This is a genomic window from Paenarthrobacter sp. NPDC089675, from assembly GCF_044749185.1.
In the GTDB taxonomy this organism is placed as follows: domain Bacteria; phylum Actinomycetota; class Actinomycetes; order Actinomycetales; family Micrococcaceae; genus Arthrobacter.
In genome coordinates this window covers 425,469-443,041 of the sequence record NZ_JBIVHM010000003.1, presented here as the reverse complement: position 1 = coordinate 443,041, position 17,573 = coordinate 425,469, and the positions used below count along the sequence as shown (strand labels likewise).

Genomic DNA, 17,573 nt, shown 5'->3' with positions numbered 1-17,573 from the left:
AAAAGACGTCGTAGACACAACAGGTGATGACGGGCAGGAGCTCCGGCAGCACCCAACAGCCGGCCACGGAGCTTGCGGAGTGGACGCCCCTATTGCTCGCCCAGCGAGCAGCTCTAAACCCAGCCACGCACCCAGGAACCGCCGGGGAACCAACGAACCACGCGCTCTGGCCAGCCGGTCAGGTGGGTCCCGTCGTGCCCATGTGTGCGGGAAAAGCAGCTGAGCGGATAGGGCTTTTGCCGTGCCTATGGGTGCGAGGGGAAAGAACGCAACAGACGCCGGGCACTCTGTTAAACCACGAAGGAGCCGGCGTGTGCCGGCTCCTTCGTGGTTTCTCTGCAAAGAAATCTGTGACCAGCCTATCGAATCTCGGGTGGGACTTGGTTGTGGCGGAGGTGTGCGTGGCGGCACGGCAGGCCAGGGGTTCTGGCAGGGGTGTCGCGTGTAGGCGGTCCGTCGCTGGTGACCAACCGCTTAGGTTCGCCGGGGCGGCGGACCGCCCGCGCATGTAGTGGTTCCTGGTCCGTTAGGCGGCCAGTTGGTTGGCGCTGCCAGCCGTAGCGGGGCTTGTGCGCCCTGAAACCGCATGTGAAACCCACCTGCCCGGCTAACCCCGGACCCAAGTCCGGGGCTTGCACCAAGCACTAACGGTCAGCCAGGAAAATTCAGGAGTACTTTCAGTACGAACCAGAACAGCAGGCAAACTACTGCCATGCCGGCGAGGCCAATGCTCAGCGCCCAGCCAAAGCACCCCAGGGCCCCGGGAGATGCCATGCCGCCCTGTGCCAGGAGAACAGCGCGTGGGTTGTCCGGATCGTAGTGAACCCTCACCTGTTGCCCCACCTTCGCAGGAGCTGGCTTTGCTCCGACCAACACCTCTGCTTCGACAACGCCCTCTTGGGTGTTGAATCGCACCACGGGGAAAAAGGCTTCCATCCGGCTGCTGGAATTAGCAGCCATGGTGCCGGATAGGTGGCTATTCATGGCAACGACTCTTGCTTCTGCTGACATACCGCGGCGCTGGAGTTTTCTCAGTGAGGCGGATCGCCTCTGGAAAAACCAGCCGAAGAAGGTCGCAAGAAGCACCACGACGAATGTGGCAGTGAACATGACAAAGGTAAACAATCCGATCTCCTCGAAAGCAATGGTGATCCGGACAGGGGCGGGTTAGGAATGCTGAAATGCGCGCCGGCTGAAGCATCCGAGGTCATAGAAATACACCTTTGGCCTGGCCGTTCACTTGATGATTTGGTTTCCTCGGCTACATGCGGGGTTCTCCACTCGTTAGCGATTCAACATCTAAGTGAAAGCTAACGAACCGGACAGAATGTTCGTCGCAGAGAGGCGGTCCATCCGGCGGCGTTTCTACCCTCATAGAGGCCTTCTGCAGCCGGGAATGTACTAACAGAAAGTAGCGTGCCGCTGGGTCCCTGCACTCACGGTCAGCACAGCTAGGCCGCGCTCGGCGACCAGGACGTGGGTTGAACGTACCTGCAGGGTCGATTGAATTTGCACCATGGAACATAAGTGGTGTTCGCTTCTGCCAGGGCAGACGGAACCGCTTCACGATTGCGGTTGCGGCGGATGCATCCGGCTTTGTGCGAAGTTGCGCTCCGTGAACACTGAGGGCCCCGAATAGAAATCAAGGTTGAATACATCTATTCCGAGCTTCCTGCAGTACGACTCAAGAATCTCGGGGGTGAAACGGTCGCGCTTCACACGATTGGTGTAGTGCTCGGTGTTCTCCCATGGCTGCTCCGGTCCTTTTGTCCTGAAGGCGTACCGCGAAGACGCCGTGTACCACTCATCCAGAATGATGACTCGAGGAAGTGGCTGCCCGGGACGTGTGTATTCCAGCACCGTACGTCCCGGCCCGCGCGTTCCGCGGCCTGGCGTCAGGAACCCCGGCTCATCCCGTGGGTCAATTTTTTCGTCGGTGAACGGTTTCACCCAGATCATGAGCGCATCTGTCTCGAGCGGGACTTGGAGCACGCTTGCGCCGTGCGGCGGATTCTCACCAATAGGGACGCTCTCGAAGAAGGCAGTCCATTCGTCGCCGCTCGTACCGACGAGCAGATCTCTGCGCGCAGGGTACGGCTCCAGCGGGAGCAACTTTGTCGCGTGTTCGGTCAACCCACCGGGCAGGTCAGTTCGGGTCGGATTAAAATTCCGGTCCTGCTGCCAGTCGATGAATGCCTTTGCGGTGACTTCGCGGGGAGCTTTGATGAATGAAAGAAGAGTGCCGAACCCCGTTGGCATCCCTGGAACTACGAGAGACGGTGGGGTGGCCATGTTCGCTTTTCCATCTTCGATAGTCACGCGTCACAGCCTAACTGTGTTGACCACGGACGTAAGTGAGGGTTATAGGACAAAACGTGTGTACGGGAGGGGCTTACATCCCAGTGATGGCGGGGGAAATCCGAGTTAGCTAAGCTTTTGAAGCTTAGGGTGGCTGGGTGCTTGCATATCTCCGGAGTGTTTGATTTGTGGTCACGGGCTGGTTCGGGACGGCAAAACAGGGCGTCACATGAAGGGGTTTTTGGGTTGCATTTGAGTGGATCATGATTATCATGAAGTCGTGAAAAGCAAGCAGGGGACTCTTCCAGCCAAGCGAAATTGATCCGTCGTTACCAGCGATGGACTCTGCGACTGCAAACCAACCACCTAGGAGAACAAAGCGACTTCGTGCACCCTTAAAGGCCCGCAGTGCGCCCGTGAGGACTGATATCGCATGGCATCCATAACAAGCAGCGTTGATACACACGCCGAAACAACCCGCGTGGATATCCATGAAACCGTCCGGCAGTTGACAAGCCACCTGGGCCCGACCCTGGTCGCCCTCCTCGCTAACGTCAGCGACCGTAAGCTGCCCCACAAATGGTCAGCGGCCGACGGACCCGAGCCTCGGGACGAGTCCAAACAGCGGCTGATGGTTGCTCACCGGATTTGGAAGGACCTTAGCCAGTCGGAAAACGACTACACAGCCCGGAACTGGTTCATCGGCGCAAATCCTCGCCTGGACGAGATCTCTCCGGCCGAAGCGCTCAGGGAGGGCAAACTGCGTGAGGTCGCGGCAGCTGCCAAGGCGTTCATTGAAGGAACAGACGACTAAGTCTTGAGGGAGGCCGGACATTCACCGGCTTCCCTCACTTGTTGCTACCCATCGCCGGCCCGCCGCCCTAAACTGGCCTTCACAACGGAGCGATCCTGAAAGGGGGGCCAGCATGACGGTGGATGCAGACCTTGAGGTTGCCGATGAAGCCGCCGGTGTGAGGGTCTGCAAGACCACTGGGATTGCCCTTGTCGCAACCACGAGCCAACCCGGCACCCGCATTCAAAAAGTGTCCTATGGCGCCACGGCCCCGCTAAAAAGACCACTTGCGGAGGACCCGGGCCACTGGGGACGTTATGACGTCCCCAGGCACAGCACCATCTACATGGCCTCCTCGGCCAAAGGCGCCTACGCCGAAAGCTTGGCCAGCCAACGGATCCCCAATACGCTCAGGACCATACACCTGAGCGATTTGTTCGATGACTCAGAATCCAGCGACTCTCCTGACACGGTTCTCGAAGCGATCAGGAAAGTATGGAACCACCGCTAATTCAGGTGTCCAGCAATAGAGGCTAACCCCACACTGGGAGTGGTCGGGCTTTTGGAGGTGATCCTCTTAACGGTGGCTCCGGAGCCTGGTCAATGAATCGGTCCTGTGAGTTCTCTAAGGGATGACCCTGTGGCCAGTGGTCTGGTCGAGGTCATGATTTCCGCAAGTATGGATATCGCGATCTCGGCGGGGGTGGACGCGCTCAGGTCAAGCCCGATTGGGGAGTGAAGTCGCTCGAGCTCTAATGGACTATCAGTAGTTCCGACGAGTGCAGCGACACGCTGCTGGTGGCTTCGACGAGATCCCATGGCCCCCACGTATGCCAAGTCGAGCTTAAGTGCTGTGCGTAGGAGCGGAACGTCAAACTTTGGGTCGTGGCTCAGTACGCAAAGCACGGTACTGCTGTCGAGTCTTTTCGCCGCTGCCTCAGCTTGCAAATATTCGTGCGGCCATGCGCAGGCAATCTTGTCTGCGGTGGCGAATCGGTCTTGAACTGCGAAGGCTCGGCGGGCCTCTACGAGCGTCACGTGGTAGCCGAGCAGTTGTGCAGCAGGGATTAGCGCAGCACCGAAGTCGTTCGCCCCGACCACTATGAGCCGCGGCACTGGAAGTCTGCTCTCGACGAGCAGCTGAACCGAGTCGGCTCCATTCTTCTTTCCGCCGGGCCGTTCCGCCAGTGGGACTGTAACCATGGCTGTCCCGCCGCGCTTAAGGATTGGCTGGATTATTGTGGCCGCGCGTGTTGCCAAGCTGACGTCCGCGGGGAATAGCGGTCGTAGCCCGTCTTCTAGTTCATCAAATGCAAGGGAAGACTCGATGACGACAGGCTTTGCTCTCCTTTTCGCCGCCGGTTCGAGGCGTCGGACTATGGCGAGGTGAACCTCACGCGCCGGCAATATCTGAGCAATCTCAGAGTGAGTTAGAGGTTGAATGTATATGTCGAGTTCGCCTCCGCAGGTGAGCCCGACTGCGAACGCGTCGTCGGAGTCATATCCGAAGGATTCCGTGCGGGGCGAATCGTTTGCGATGACTTCCAGTGCGCTGGCAACCACTGCCCCTTCAACACAACCGCCAGAGATACTGCCCAAGATTGAGTGGGGCTGATTGTCGCCTTGTCCGCTCACGAACATCGACGTGCCAACTGGGCGGGGAACCGAGCCGCGGGCGGCGATGACTGTGGCGGCGGCAATAGGCCGGCCTTTGTTCGCTGCAACCCAACGCGACAGAGTGGGGATTAATTCGAGCACTGTGGAGTCTCCCTTCGTGGGCGGACCGCTGCGGAACGTATGGCAAGGGATGTCATACGTTCCGTGCGCTATGGCTATGGCCGATCCAGGACCGGGACCTCGAGTACTTTGTGGCCGAGCTGGCGCATTAGGTCAGCGATGTCGAACCAGGCAGAGCGTTCCACGATCATGTTGCCCTCGAAGCGGTCTATTCCGATCGCCGTGAAATCGGCTGTGCGGCCGCTGGGTGGCAGGCCCCGGAAAGGGCCGAGCTGAGTTCCAACGCACCGGAGCCTGCTTACGACCGTATCGCCTTCCTCCACCTGCTCGACGACGTGATCCTGCATGTCCGGGAAAGCCGTCCGAAACGCGCGGACCCACGTGCGGACTCCTTCGGGACCGTGGAGGTCGAATTGGGGCCAATAGAACTCGCTGGCGAAGATCTCGTCCGCGAGTTCGAGTCGGTTGTTGGTGATGATCTCCTCGAACAGAAGCGCCGCCCGTTCCTTCCTGCTGACGGGAATGTCTTTACTTGTGTGGGTCTGAATCATGGAATTTCCTTCCGGTGGTAGATGATTTGAGTATGTTTGATGTTCTTCGAATCATTGATGCTTTGCCGAGTGGCCAGTGAATGCTCTCCCAGAGGGCCGCGTGGTGGTGTTCTGGGCGCGGACAGAGGAATCGGATGTCCTGCAACTGATGCTGCCCGGGGCCGAAGCGGAACGGGCAACCCGCTACCGTTCCAAAGATGCACGAGCGGAATTCGTAACTGGAGCGTTCTTGGTCAGGGCCATCTGCGCCACGATCACAGGAACGGCTTTCGCTGATGCCGAGGTGCTGCGACCTTGCCGGGGCTGCGACGAGAATCATGGGCCTCCGAAGATGGTTGCGGCACCGAGTTGGAGCCTCTCTGTGACCCATTCCCATGGGCGCGTCGGAGTCGCAGTGGCGCGGCACGCGCAGGTGGGACTGGATCTCGAACGTATAGCCGGTGATGTGGACGCGGCCCTTGAACGAGCAGTTAGCTCACAGTCGGAATTCGAGCTCCTGCGGTCGGCGAGTGGCTTCGTCCGACACGCGCTGTTTGTCCGGGCGTGGTGTCGGAAGGAGGCCTTGGTGAAGGCATACGGAGTGGGTCTTGGTGTTCCGCTTTCTGCTGTCGACGTATCCGGAGAGAGCCCTGCAATTGACAGCCAGCGCGCAGTTGGACTTGATGTCGCACCTGGTGCGTGCTGGCTGCCTCTGGGGTGCCCCTGGGAAGGATTTGCTTCTGCGCTGTTCTCCGACGTCGCCGCGGTGCTTGTTGACGAGGTATGCCTGGCTGATATGGCTGCCCTGGCAGACCAGCCCGATCGACTGGCCCAGCTCATTCCGCTGCTCCCATGGACACAATCCCTGCCCGCTCAAGCAAACCGAGCACCACGTCCTGGGTAAGGGGAAGACGGGGCACTGGTCCTTTGAGGGGAAGGGCGTCCTTGACGGCGTTTGCGATGGCAGCTCCAACTCCGGCGATGCCGGCTTCCCCCACTCCGCGGAGGCCGAGAGGATTGCCTGGGGCTGGGGCGTCCTCGAAGAGGTATGACTCGATGGGCGGTACATCGGACGATGTTGGAAGCCTGTACTGGTCGAGATTATCGGCTTGGATTCTCCCGGCTGAGTCGTACCGAATGTCCTCAAAGAGCGCCCCACCTATGCCTTGCACGACGCCTCCGGTGATCTGGCCGTGTGCCATGGCCGGGTGGAGGGCATGCCCGATCTCGTATGTGACGGCGTATCTGAGGACGTCTACCTGCGCCGTGCAGGGATCGACTTCGACCAGGGCGAAATGGGCTCCGTATGGGTAGGTCATTGTTGGGGCTGAGAATGTTGCCCGGCCGATGAGTCCTGATTCCTCTCCGGACCGGACGAACGGGGCGGATGCGGCGGCTGAGGCAACAGCGGCGAGCGGCAGTTCGTGAGACGGAGAGCCGGGGGCTCGGATGAAACCATCGGCGAAGACGACAGACTCCGGATCGACGTGCAGGATCTGCGAGGCGATGCGGATGGCCTTCATTTTCACAGCGCGGGCGGCTTCGAAGACGGCGGTTCCCCCAACGACACTGGAACGGCTTGCAAAGGTCCCACCGCCGTCGTGCATCGAATCGGTGTCCGAGAGCACTACGCGCACGTTCGCATAGTCGACTCCGAGAACATCTGAAGTAATTTGGGCCATGACGGTTTCGACGCCTTGACCAACGGAGGTGGCGCCTACGGCCACTTCGATGGTTCCGCTGGAGTCGATTGTGACCACGGCGTTCTCATAGCCCAGTCCTGCCTTCTCCAGAATGGTTGCCGTCCCGACACCGACGAACCGCCCCGCCCTCTTGGCTTGGTCAGCTGCTTGGTACCACTCGTCAAGGGCTACTGTGTCAAGGGCCTTCTTGTAGTGCCCTAGGTGGTCCGCGCCGTCCAGGAGCATCGGGGCGCCGAAGATGCGCATAGGGCGTTCTCCGGGCAGTTCAGAGGGCCCGAGCAGGTTCCGCATGCGGATCTCTACAGGTTGGAGCCCAAGTTGTTCGGCGGCAAGGTCCATTAGATGCTCTCGGACGTAGTTGTTCTGAAACCTTCCCGGTGCCCGGTAGGTCCCAACCCCTGTTTTGTTGGTAGCGACGATGTGGACGCGGCTTCGCATGGCAGGCAACCGGTATGGGCCGCCGAACATCCCCGCTGTAAGCGCGGCTACCACAGCTCCGTGGGTGCGGATGTAGGCTCCAGTGTCCAGCCAGGCCTCGTCGTCCAACGCCAACAGGCGACCCTCATTGTCGAAAGCGGCACGGGCGATGTGGACCTGTTCTCTGGCGTGATTGGCGGATTGAAGGTGTTCACGCCGATCCTCCGTCCACCGCAGGGGGACACCCAGTTCGCGGGCCAACCACGGTACAACGAGGTCCTCGGGGTACAGTTCGCCGCGGATCCCGAAGCTTCCCCCGACGTCGCTTGGCGGGCAGTGAACTTGGGTGTCGCGAAGAGCAAGAAACTGGGCAATGACGCTCCGGTTCCAGAAGGGGACCTTGGTCATGCCCCAGATTGTCATGCGCGAGTCGGATTCATTCCAACGTACGGTGAGGCCTCGGTTCTCCAAAGGCATGCCGGTGTGCCGCCCTGTTGCGAGTTCGCACTGGACGATGTGGTCAGCCGAGGTGAAGATCGCTTCGACGTCTCCATATTCGCTGTTGAGAGTCCCGACGTTTGCTGATGCGCCTCCCAGAGAGACAACAGGTTTGGCTTTGGAGGTTCGTGCGTCGAGAAGAGGTTCCAGAGGCTCGAATTCGACCCTGACGGCGTTTACGGCGTCCTCTGCGACGTAAGGGTCCGAAGCGACCACAGCGGCAATCGGCTCTCCGACGTGACGCACCCACCCCGTCGCGAGAGGGGGCTGGAGATATCGGGTGAAGTCCAGGCCTGGGGTAGGTTGTCGGGCGGGGATGGTCATGGAAGGCAAGTCATCTGAGGTGATGACAGCAAATGCGCTTGCACGTTCGATTGCGGCTGTAGCGTCAATCTCTAGGATTCGCCCATGGGCTATGGGCGAGCGGACGAAGGCGACGTACATCAGCCCGTCGATTCGTATATTCTCGTGGAACCTGCCGTTACCGGCGAGCAGTCTCTCGTCCTCAAGTCTCCGAACGGATCGGACGTCAGCGCTTGGTGTTTGTCCCCGCCGGCCAGACAGCTGCAAAGGCGTCATTGCGCCCCTCCGTCCCCGACGGTGATAAGCCCCGCCGATGTGGCAATGATCGTGAATGCCTCGAGGATTGGCTCATAGCCGGTGCAACGGCAGAGGTTGCCCGATACAAGCTCTGCCAGCGAGGAGCGAGATTGAGCTTCTGCTGATTCGAGCATGTCGGCGGCCAACATCATGAAACCTGGGGTGCAGTATCCACACTGCAGTGCGTGGCACTTGGCAAATGAGTCGGCGATAAGCCGGCCAGCGTCAGTTTCGCGGACGTCTTCGAGGGTGCGAATCTGTTCGGCGTCGACATCTCTGGCTAAGACGAGGCAGGATCGGATTGGCCCATCTGGGGCGAGGACCGTGCATGTGCCGCAGATGCCGATCGAACAGCCGGAATTGATGCCTGTCCGCCTCGGGGAAGCACGCAGCACGTCGGACAGCAGTTCCCGGTCACCGGGATGCTGGTTTGTCTTGTTCGTGGCTTTCAGCATTGACGACTACCGTTCGATCGATGGTAAGGACTTGGGGTGCGAGGACCGTCGCAACAGCTCGGCGGTACAGACCTGTCAGAAGTAGGTCTGAGTCCCGCCGATTGTCTTTTTTTCCGCTGGGCGAGAGGACGTGGTCTTTCGTCCAGCTGGGAAGGGACGTCTGTTGCAGGCTCTCAGCTTCAAAGGATTCGACACCGCCTGGACCGGAGATTGCCACGCGGACGCATCCGTCGCGCACCGCGATCGCGCAGACACCTGCCGACGGGTACGCCTCAGTTGGCAGCGGCGCACGAGCAACCACGAGCCGGACCGGTCCTTCCGGGATCTCGGCGGACACTGCAATCGCGGGGCCTTCCTGGAAGCGAACCATCCTGACCGCATCAGGGACATGCAAGGTCATGAGCTCTCCGGTCGCTGCGGCGATCTGTACTCTGGCTCCTAGAGCGCTCAGCGCTGGCGCCCAGACGGTGCCTGGGCGGCTTGACGCAATATTTCCCCCTATCGTGCCGAGCGTACGCACTGCCCGCGGGCCGGCAGCGGCTGCCACCTTCCCAAGCACAGAAACGACCGATCCGGTCGCTTCCGACGTCTGAGCTCGTTGGATCTCGTGCTGACGGACTGCAGAGCCGATGGAGATCTGCTGGTGATAGAAGCGAATTCTGCGAAGTGCCGGAATGTTCCTTATATCTACGAGAATGGAAGGGGCCAGCCTTCGGCGGTTGAGGTCTCCGAGCAGGTCTTGGCCGCCAGCCAGTACCTTGGTCCGTTCAGGCTCTGAACAAAGGGCGCTGAGCGCATCGGTAACAGTTCTCGAATCGATGACGGAGAACGGGGCGGGCCTCATAGGGTACCGCCGTTCGGGTTTAGGAAGTGCCGGTTAGGCTGATGCTGTCTGGTCATCCCTTCGGAGCCTTTGTCGTGCCGGCCAGAAGCAGGCTCAGCGCCAAGCCAACGGCCACGAGGCCGGTATCCCACCACGCCGCAACGCCCAGGGCTGAGGCGTGGGCGGCGAGCGTGAACCGCGTGCTGAGCTCCAGGAGGAATACACCGCCGATAATGGCAATGCCGAGAGCGCTAGAGAACTGCTGGGCCGTGGTGAGAATCCCAGAGGCCGCCCCCGCGCGTACTGGTTTGATCCGGGCCAAGACTTGGCCGATCACTGCTGGCACTGCGGTGCCGTTGCCGAAGCCGACTACAGCCATTGGGATAGCCAACTCCCATGCCGTCGGTGCATCGTTGGAATAGGCCAGCAAAAGCTCTAGTGCGAGCAACCCTGCTGCCACGATCAGTGCTCCCACGACGATGACTTTGGCTCCGTGGCGCGCGATATAGGGGCGCGCCGCCATGGAGGCCACTGCGAAGGCCACTCCGAGCGGGCCGAAAGTGAGCCCTGCCATCAGTGGGGTCAGTCCGAGGCCGTTTTGCAATACCAGGGTGAGGCAGAAGACGAAACTGAAGAATGCCGAGAAGAGCACGACGGAGATACCCAGCCCAAGATTGAAAGCCTTCTCCCGGAAGAGTTCCAGAGGCAGGATGGGGGCTTGTCCTGTCCGTTCCACGCGCCGCTCCCACCACAGCGTCGCGGCGATTGTTGGTAGCGCGAGGATGAGAAGGGCGCTCGCCCACCATGGCCATCCTGCTGCGCGCCCGACAACCAATGGGAAGAGGATCAGTGCGAGGCTCAGTGTCAGGAGTCCGACACCGGTCAGGTCGAAACGGGAGACGGCCTTTCTGGCGGCCGTGGGAAGATTCTTTCGCCCAATAAGGATCGTAACTATCGCGATGGGGACATTGATCAGGAAAATGGTCCGCCATCCGTTTGTGCCTGCGCTTATCTGGAGGAGTACCCCGCCCAAGACCTGCCCTGCGACGGCCCCGACTCCCATGGTGACGCCGAACCAGGACAGTGCTTTAGGTCGCTCGGCTGGCGGGAATGCCGAGGTGATCAGCGCGAGCACCTGCGGCACCATCAGAGCAGCGGTAAGCCCCTGGATCAGTCGGAATGCGACGAGCCAGCCAGATCCGGGAGCCAACCCACAAGCGAGCGAGGCCACGCCGAACAGGCTCATGCCCACTGTGAACATTCGACCGTGACCGTAGTGGTCACCCAGACGCCCCCCCGTGACAAGGCCGGCAGCGTAGGTAAACGCGTATCCGCCAACGACGAGTTGAAGTTCCGCGTCGGAGGCGCTCAGCTCGTGCTGCAGGACGGGGAGGGCAACATTTACGACGTACAGATCGAACTGGGCCATGAACATCGCCACCAAGACAACCGGAAGCATCACACGGCGGTGTGCAAAGCCTTCACTCGCGACCGGGGAGGCCACCTTTGGAGATTCTGTGGGCAGTGCGTTACTCATACCGCCTCCTTCACTTCGATGATTATCGAACAATTGACTTTGACCATGAGACCATACGATGCTTATCGAAGCAACAGATTGGTGAAACAGCTTATGGGTAACGACGGACGCTCCCTGGAACAACCCGATATCGAAAACGTTCAGATCCTGGATGTGCTCAAGGCGCTGGGTGACCGCACCCGACTCGTATTGGTTGCCCATCTGGCCAACAGTGCGGAGAAAGCGTGCGGGACGTTCCCGGTCGACGTCACGCCCTCAACACTCAGCCATCATTTCAAGATCCTTCGCGAGGCCGGCATCATCCATCAACGTGAAGTCGGTCGGCAACGTATGACGTCCTTACGGCGCGATGAGCTGGACACCCGCTTCCCTGGCTTGCTCGGCTCTGTCTTGCAAGACACATTCAGCGGGTCCGCCACCTCAGATCGGTAGTGCCTCCGGAACTACGCGTGATCCGCTGAGTCCGCACTCGTTTCGAAGTGCTTCCAGCACTACACCCAGGACCCGCTGGAGGCCCGGCCGAATGAAGAAGTGATCGCCCTCGAATAGATGAATTCCGGTGTGCTCAAGGGTCGTCTCCGACCACCGGGAAAGTTGGAAGACGTCCACGAGGGGGTCGCTGGTGCCACTGAGTACGCGGACAGGGCATTTCAGGGGCGGTAGGTCGAGTCCTGGATGCGTTCCCAGTGCCAGGTCGATCCGCAATTTCTCTGTGATGAGCGGCTGCAAATGCGGTTTCATGATGAATTCTGGCGGGATTCCGCCCCAACTTGCGGCCGCCTTGATCAGAGCGTTCTCGTCAATCGGAAGGGGACCGGAAAGTGGGCTATCTCCAGGTGGTCTCCTTCCCGAGACGAATACGACTGCCGGGTCCGGGACCGACGGGTCGCGGCTAAGCAGCCGTGCGACCTCGTAGGCCACCATCGCTCCCATGCTGTGTCCGAAGACAGCCCAATGAGTGTTCGGGTCCAGCATGCGCCGCACAGTGTCTGCCATTTCCCGGACGAGATCCAGAGAGCAAGTGGCGTGGGCGTCGAGGTGTCGCTGACCGCGTCCAGGGTAGTCCAGGGGGACGATGGTGACCTCCGGACCAAGAAGTTCCTGCCATTTCGAGAAGGCCTCACTCGCGACGCCTCCGGCGTAGGCGAAGCAGAAGAGGGTGACCACTCAGGCCCTTGCTTTCTGGCGCTCGTTCTCGAGCCGCTGGTCGATTGCTGCGTAGTCGGCTTCCATCAAGGCAACGGCTTCAGCCAGCGGCATGACAGTGGGGAGATTGAAGCGGCTGGTTATCGTCTCGAGCCGTTCCTCCATGGTGCCCTTGATATGCCAGCACGGGATGTCGAGTCTCTCGACTGTTTGCATGAGCATCTCGTCGCAGAAGGTTCGGAAGCGCTCATTCATGGGCCGGTGCCCGTCGTTGGTTAGCGGTCGTTCGTTCTCTAGGTGGACGAACGCCGTGTACGTGTCTTTGACGTGCTGTCGGAACGCATGGCCGAACTGGTCGATCACTGCCTCGAAGAAGAGCATCTCCTGTGTAAGATCCTCTCGGCTGATTTCTTCGATGTCGGCCGTAGAGCTTGGGTTCATTCCGAATCGGACCCGGGCAGCGCCATAAATCCATTCCTGTAGGGATGAGCCGTCGGAAATGAATTGATCACCGAGGACTGCTTCGGCAACGGCGCGTCCGGTGTGCCGGCGCATGGCAATTTGGAGGTACTCGGCTGGGGTCACCTCGGCGAGCTTCTTGCCGGGAAGCGCGTGGGGCATGATCTCCCGGATTGTTTTCGCCAAGGTGCGAGGCATTCCCGTGTAGTGGGCGAGGGCGATCACTGTTGAGGTCTTGCCTGCCGAGTATGTGCCGGAGATGGAGAGTTTCATTAGAAGTTCCTTTCAGGAGCGGGTCGAGGGATCGCTTAGGCGGCAGGGGCCGTCACAGATTCCGGTAGCCTGTGGGCGAACAGGCTCCTCTGACGGATGGCACCCAGTGAGCCCTCAAATTCCACGTTCCGCCACTTGCCGTCCGGCATGTCTATAAGACGAGAATCGGTGATCGCCGCGGTGAGTTGCCGGCCGGGAGCTGTGTCAGGTGACACTTCGATGACTGTCTGCTGCATCCAGAGAGTGTTGGACTCTGTTCTGGGGACGCCATCCATCTCGTAGAGGAGGACTTGGACGAGTTGAAGAATGCCGACAAAGGCGTCGACCGGAGTCGGTCCTTTGGGTCTGCCGCCAATGCCGGAAACGACGTGGGCCGGGACCTCGTCGACTCCAATGAGCGCATCGGCGGTGCACAAGCCGATGTCGGCGAACACCGAACGGATGCTCTGTTGGCCGTTCCTGAATCCTTCCCCCCAATACCGGTGCTTTCTGGGGCCTAGCACGGTGGCCAGGTCGAATGAAACTTCGAAAGCATTCTGCGAGACAACGTGGCCCGGGTGAGCGATAGTGCATCGGGCCCGCATCTGACCGACCGTGATCATGCATGTGGTTTCGGCGAATCCTCCGTCCAACGCCTTCGTTCGGAGAACGCGTGCTTCGACCGGCACTGCTCCGAGATCCTCCTCAGGTCTGGTACCGGCCTGAATGACGATCTTGCAGATTCGGGAGGCCGCGCGCTGCTCGGGGGTGAGATGGAGCGCCATGACCAAAAGTGCATCCGTTAGGTCGACGGCGAGGACCATCGTGTCCACGGTTGAAAGGTGCGGACGCAGGTCTATTCCCGCCTTCTTCTTCGACCAGTCAGCTGGGTAGCGCACGGTCAGGGTGCCGCAAATTGCTTCCTTCTCGTAGGTCAACCGGCTCAACGAGTGTTCGGCCTTTCGGTATCCTGACCCGAAGAATCGTGACTCTGCGGGGCCGAGGTATTCGTCGATATCGTCCACAGCTAGCGTGTCCACTTTCAGCGCTTTCCCTCCTGGGCGAGGGCCTCGTCGTAGGCGGTCCAAAGATCTTCGAGATTGTGCACGTCGACGATGGACTTACCCTGGGTGAAGGGGTCGACGCCCAACTCGGTCTCGAGACTGATGACTAGTCGTGCAAGCATGAGCGAGTTCAGGCCGATACGCTGGAAGGTATCGGCGCCTTTCAGGATGTCGTCTTCATCCAAAGCGTCCCCGAGAAGCCCCCGGATTTCAGTGTTGATTGCCTCAACGACAGTAGTTTTTGTCAGCATGTCAGTCCTCCGTCGACGGTAAGTGTTTGGCCTGTGATGAATGAGGCACGATCGGAAAGTAGAAAACAGGCCGCGCTTACTGCGTCGGCGATCGTCCCCAGACGTCCGAGCGGCGTGCGCCGCGCGATGCGATCGCGGTTCTGGGCCGTAACCCCAGAACTGAGCTCGCTTTCGAAGAACCCCGGGACGATCGAGTTGACGCGGATTCCCTGACTTCCGAGTTCTCTTGCGAGACTTCTGGTCAGTCCGTCAAGACCAGCCTTCGCCGCGGAGTACGCTGCGACTCCCGAATGACCTCTGATGGCGTTGATAGACGAGACGTTCAGGATTGTGCCGGCACCCTGCTGCGCCATGACGCGTGCGCACGCTTGGGCGGCAAAGATCGGTGAAAGCAGGTTCGTTCGGACTTGACTTTCGACCATCTCCGGCGCAATGGTCAGAAACAATTCCTGCCGCAGAACCCCCATGTTGTTCACCAGCGCGTCGATGCGCCCAAACCGTGTCACTGCGGCGCGCGCTGTCGCTTTTGCGGCCCCTGGCAGGTTTAGGTCGGCCTGTTCCCAGTGAAATCTCTCGGGCCAGGCGGCGGTGGCCTCAATAACAAAGTCAGTTTTCGAGCGGCTGGTAGATTCCACGGCCCAACCATCTTCTAGCAGTTGCTGGCAGATCGCAGCGCCGAGTCCTCGGCTTCCCCCTGTAACCAAGGCGACCTTCATCGGACCCGAACCTTTTTGAAACGGTCACTGTGGTGGTCGCCTGTGCTGATGGAGATCGCGGCGGGAACCTTGAACGGCTCGAGACGTGTGCGGCAGTGAGCGTCGACGCGCAGACGCAGGGACTGGAGGTCTTCAGGTTCGATGAGTCTGATGACAGCGTCCACGACATTGCCCATGACAGGGTTGCTTCGACCCGAGACGGTGACGTCGGCAACGTTGGCCATCTCCAGGAGTACGGACTCCACCTCGTTGGGGTATACCTTCTCTCCTCCGACGTTGATGATCTCCGATGTCCTGCCGAGGATGCGAAGATACTCACCGTCGACTTCGACGGAGTCTTGCGTGTTGAAATAGCCTTCGTCGTCGAACGGGGCGTCGGCGTTCAGATAGCCCAGCATCGCAAGCTCGGACTTGATCCATAGCACCCCGTCGACCACCTTGTAGACAAAGTCATCGCCTCCGAGCTTGACCCAGAGGGAGTCATTGGACTTCGATTTCGTTGCCATGATCCCTAGTTCAGACAGGCCGTAGGTCTGCTTCAAACGGACGCCCGGCATGTCCGTCGAAAGGCGGTCAAGGGTCTGCTGGGGCATCGGTTCGGTGCCATAGGTGATCATCTCCAGACTGGTGGTGTCGTGGGAGAGATGAGCGCCAGAGATGAGCGTCATGGTCAGAAATGTTGGCGTGGTTGGAAGCACGGAGACCTTATGCCGTTCAATCGACTCGAAGACCTCTTTAGGGGAACGATGCGGAATCGTGACGACCGTCCCGCCCTGGCTGAGCGTATGAAGGAGAGTGTTGATACCCCCAATGTGATCCAAATTCAGAAAGGACAGGGTGCATTGAGCCCGTCGGCGTTCGGCGTACCGCCCGAGTATCCGGTCCATGTTCAGCACCGAAGCCTTGCTACGGCCCGTAGTGCCAGAACTGAAGAGCACTAGACCCGGAGTTGAACACGCCCGGAGTCCGGAATAGAGCGGGTGGTCAGCGGTGCGGCCGGTTCGGGAAATCTGAGTGTCCGCGCCTGCGATTTCCACGGCCCACTCGATCTGGCCGACGTCGTGGAACTCCTGCTTCTTCCCCTCAGGGGCATTAGTAATCGGCACAGCAATAGCGCCCATTTCTGCCAGGGCAAGTAGCACCTCTGACGCTCTGGCAGAATGCGCGGCCTCCAAGAGACCACACTTCCGGCACCTACCCCCGCACACTCCAGTTTATGTCGCACGGCTTGGACGCCATCGAGCAGTTCCCGGTAGCTCGTTGTCTCATCTTCGGACACGATCGCGTCTGAATCCGCGAAATCTTCCAGTTTTTCCAATAACAGGGTTGCTCTGGACATAGCTCTCCCTTCAAAGAGACAGATCATGGATGCCTTCAGATCGTTCCGGGGGTTTTAGAAAGTCGCCCCGCCCCTTAGCCTGGTAGGCCGAACGCTACGGGCGTTACGATCTAAGGCTTTCGGGTCTAGCGGGCCCCGACAGAAAAACACTTTGACGTTTATCAAACTATAAGTCAAGCGCTTCGGGCGGTCTAACATCCTTTTAATTCCCTTTTCTCAGCTGATTCCCATGCAGTTCATGGCGGCTACGTCTGAAAGGTGGTATGCCCAACCCGGGGTAGCCATCTACGGAGCTCTGGTCATCGAAGACGGCCACTCCCTTGCCCCTATGTGACGAATAGCCTCGAATCGTGACGGCCAATCACTGAGCTGCGTTGTGGTCTTTGGGGTGGGTGCTTGTTCTTGATGCCTTTGCCGTATATGAGTCGCTGTTTGGTAGCTGTGACGATCAAGCGGTTGAAGAACCCACTGCGCTCTTAGCGAAAGGGAATGTGCTCATCGTTGGCTGGTTTGAGGGAAACTGTCCGCCCACGTCTCGGGCGCGATTGGGCGCAGTCCTTGGCACGGGTCAAGTGTGGATCTCAGCCGGCGCCCGCGGCTATACGGCCGTCATCATCAGGCTGCCGCTTTTGATGACGTTTGAGAACCCAGACTCGGACGGGGACTTCCTTGCCGAGCTCCACGAGGCAGGTGGGCCTAGACGTAACCATGACACGTCCGCGCTCTGGACGGGGGGTTGAACGTACCTGCAGGGTGGATTGAATTTGCACCATGGAACATAAGTGGTGTTCGATTCTGCCAGGGCAGACGGAACCGCTTCACGATTGCGGTTGCGGCGGATGCATCCGGCTGCGTGCGAAGTTGCGCTCCGTGAACACTGAGGGCCCCGAATAGAAAGCAAGGTTGAATACATCTATTCCGAGCTTCCTGCAGTACGACTCAAGAATCTCGGGGG

Annotated in this window: 18 protein-coding genes; 4 read left to right on the top strand and 14 right to left on the bottom strand. The window is 59.8% G+C overall.

From position 1 onward, the window contains the following. Window positions 1-651: 651 nt before the first annotated feature. The gene (locus ACIPY2_RS09685; RefSeq protein ID WP_400266150.1) at window positions 652-1,125 is read right to left on the bottom strand and encodes a DUF3592 domain-containing protein; all 474 of its coding nucleotides are present in this window, start codon (window positions 1,123-1,125) and stop codon (window positions 652-654) included. 438 nt (window positions 1,126-1,563) lie between these two features. Further along, the gene (locus ACIPY2_RS09680; protein WP_400266149.1) at window positions 1,564-2,319 is read right to left on the bottom strand and encodes a hypothetical protein; all 756 of its coding nucleotides are present in this window, start codon (window positions 2,317-2,319) and stop codon (window positions 1,564-1,566) included. A 412-nt stretch (window positions 2,320-2,731) separates the two neighbouring features. Between ACIPY2_RS09680 and ACIPY2_RS09675 the strand changes: the two genes are divergently transcribed. After that, entirely contained in the window at window positions 2,732-3,112 is a 381-nt protein-coding gene (locus ACIPY2_RS09675) for a hypothetical protein (protein WP_400266148.1), read from the top strand. A 112-nt stretch (window positions 3,113-3,224) separates the two neighbouring features. Beyond that, a complete protein-coding gene (locus tag ACIPY2_RS09670) occupies window positions 3,225-3,602 on the top strand; it encodes a hypothetical protein (RefSeq protein ID WP_400266147.1) in 378 nt (125 codons plus the stop codon). Window positions 3,603-3,691: 89 nt separating this feature from the next. Here ACIPY2_RS09670 and ACIPY2_RS09665 read toward each other — a convergent pair whose 3' ends face one another. After that, complete coding sequence (locus ACIPY2_RS09665) at window positions 3,692-4,849, bottom strand: XdhC family protein (protein WP_400266146.1); 1,158 nt, start codon at window positions 4,847-4,849, stop codon at window positions 3,692-3,694. 74 nt (window positions 4,850-4,923) lie between these two features. Then, complete coding sequence (locus ACIPY2_RS09660; RefSeq protein WP_400266145.1) at window positions 4,924-5,379, bottom strand: ester cyclase; 456 nt, start codon at window positions 5,377-5,379, stop codon at window positions 4,924-4,926. A 148-nt stretch (window positions 5,380-5,527) separates the two neighbouring features. Between ACIPY2_RS09660 and ACIPY2_RS09655 the strand changes: the two genes are divergently transcribed. Beyond that, the gene (locus tag ACIPY2_RS09655; protein ID WP_400266229.1) at window positions 5,528-6,262 is read left to right on the top strand and encodes a 4'-phosphopantetheinyl transferase family protein; all 735 of its coding nucleotides are present in this window, start codon (window positions 5,528-5,530) and stop codon (window positions 6,260-6,262) included. Here the strand turns inward: ACIPY2_RS09655 and ACIPY2_RS09650 are convergent. Genes ACIPY2_RS09650 through ACIPY2_RS09635 form a run of 4 tightly spaced genes read right to left on the bottom strand, consistent with a single transcriptional unit; the run spans window position 6,195 to window position 11,391 of the window. After that, entirely contained in the window at window positions 6,195-8,555 is a 2,361-nt protein-coding gene (locus ACIPY2_RS09650; RefSeq protein ID WP_400266144.1) for a xanthine dehydrogenase family protein molybdopterin-binding subunit, read from the bottom strand. The two genes, ACIPY2_RS09655 and ACIPY2_RS09650, sit on opposite strands and share 68 nt — an antisense overlap. Beyond that, window positions 8,552-9,031 carry a (2Fe-2S)-binding protein gene (locus ACIPY2_RS09645; RefSeq protein WP_400266143.1) on the bottom strand — a complete coding sequence of 160 codons (480 nt, stop codon included), beginning with the start codon at window positions 9,029-9,031 and terminating at the stop codon, window positions 8,552-8,554. Before ACIPY2_RS09645 ends, ACIPY2_RS09650 begins: the two co-directional genes overlap by 4 nt. Continuing rightward, on the bottom strand, window positions 8,991-9,875 hold the full coding sequence (locus ACIPY2_RS09640) for an FAD binding domain-containing protein (protein ID WP_400266142.1): 885 nt from the start codon (window positions 9,873-9,875) through the stop codon (window positions 8,991-8,993). Before ACIPY2_RS09640 ends, ACIPY2_RS09645 begins: the two co-directional genes overlap by 41 nt. Before the next feature lie 52 nt (window positions 9,876-9,927). Further along, entirely contained in the window at window positions 9,928-11,391 is a 1,464-nt protein-coding gene (locus tag ACIPY2_RS09635) for an MFS transporter (RefSeq protein ID WP_400266141.1), read from the bottom strand. An 18-nt stretch (window positions 11,392-11,409) separates the two neighbouring features. On the opposite strand from ACIPY2_RS09635, the gene ACIPY2_RS09630 reads away from it, so the two are divergent. After that, window positions 11,410-11,823 carry an ArsR/SmtB family transcription factor gene (locus tag ACIPY2_RS09630; RefSeq protein ID WP_400266140.1) on the top strand — a complete coding sequence of 138 codons (414 nt, stop codon included), beginning with the start codon at window positions 11,410-11,412 and terminating at the stop codon, window positions 11,821-11,823. On the opposite strand, the gene ACIPY2_RS09625 is transcribed toward ACIPY2_RS09630, so the two are convergent. The 6 genes from ACIPY2_RS09625 to ACIPY2_RS09600 are packed head-to-tail and all read right to left on the bottom strand — an operon-like array spanning window position 11,812 to window position 16,400. Continuing rightward, entirely contained in the window at window positions 11,812-12,558 is a 747-nt protein-coding gene (locus ACIPY2_RS09625; RefSeq protein WP_400266139.1) for a thioesterase II family protein, read from the bottom strand. The genes ACIPY2_RS09630 and ACIPY2_RS09625 overlap by 12 nt on opposite strands. Continuing rightward, window positions 12,559-13,269 carry an AAA family ATPase gene (locus ACIPY2_RS09620; RefSeq protein WP_400266138.1) on the bottom strand — a complete coding sequence of 237 codons (711 nt, stop codon included), beginning with the start codon at window positions 13,267-13,269 and terminating at the stop codon, window positions 12,559-12,561. Window positions 13,270-13,304: 35 nt separating this feature from the next. Further along, on the bottom strand, window positions 13,305-14,288 hold the full coding sequence (locus tag ACIPY2_RS09615) for an AvrD family protein (protein ID WP_400266137.1): 984 nt from the start codon (window positions 14,286-14,288) through the stop codon (window positions 13,305-13,307). Window positions 14,289-14,290: 2 nt separating this feature from the next. Then, entirely contained in the window at window positions 14,291-14,563 is a 273-nt protein-coding gene (locus ACIPY2_RS09610) for an acyl carrier protein (RefSeq protein WP_400266136.1), read from the bottom strand. After that, window positions 14,557-15,279 (bottom strand): SDR family NAD(P)-dependent oxidoreductase, encoded by a 723-nt coding sequence (locus tag ACIPY2_RS09605; protein ID WP_400266135.1) that lies wholly within the window; start codon window positions 15,277-15,279, stop codon window positions 14,557-14,559. The genes ACIPY2_RS09610 and ACIPY2_RS09605 overlap by 7 nt, the downstream gene beginning before the upstream one ends. Beyond that, a complete protein-coding gene (locus ACIPY2_RS09600; RefSeq protein ID WP_400266134.1) occupies window positions 15,276-16,400 on the bottom strand; it encodes a fatty acid--CoA ligase family protein in 1,125 nt (374 codons plus the stop codon). The genes ACIPY2_RS09605 and ACIPY2_RS09600 overlap by 4 nt, the downstream gene beginning before the upstream one ends. Between the last annotated feature and the right edge of the window lie 1,173 nt (window positions 16,401-17,573).